General features: G+C 68.9%; 1 pseudogene. It reads right to left on the bottom strand.

The annotated features are described in order from the left end of the window. Positions 1 to 20: 20 nt before the first annotated feature. A pseudogene (locus ACWTU8_RS33280) lies at positions 21 to 396 on the bottom strand (biotin/lipoyl-containing protein); the annotation flags it as partial.

Below are 396 nucleotides of genomic sequence, written 5' to 3'. Positions count from 1 at the left end.
CGCGCCAAAGGCGTCGCTCAGGCTTTCCCCTCCCCCTCGAGGGGAGGGTGGCCGGCCGAAGGCCGGTCGGGTGGGGTCGGCTCGACCGGGCTCGGCGCCAGGGCGGTGCTGGACTGGGAGATGCCTTCTGAGGCGACCCCCTCTGTCGGCTTTGCCGACATCTCCCCCTCGAGGGGGGAGATTGGCGCATAACTTTCATCGTCGGCATAAATCCACGCAACCGGCGCGCCGACGGGAATGTCGACGCCTTCCTTGCCGGTGACGTCGCGCAGCACGCCGCTGGCCGGCGCATCGATCTCCATTGCAGCCTTGTCGGTCTCGATCCCGAACCGCCCGTCGCCCTTCTTTACCCCGGCCCCTTCCTCCGCCAACCCGCCCGACATCTTTCCGGTCGCC

It is taken from the genome of Mesorhizobium sp. BHbdii, assembly GCF_053848045.1.
This window is presented reverse-complemented; position numbering and strand designations above follow the sequence as displayed.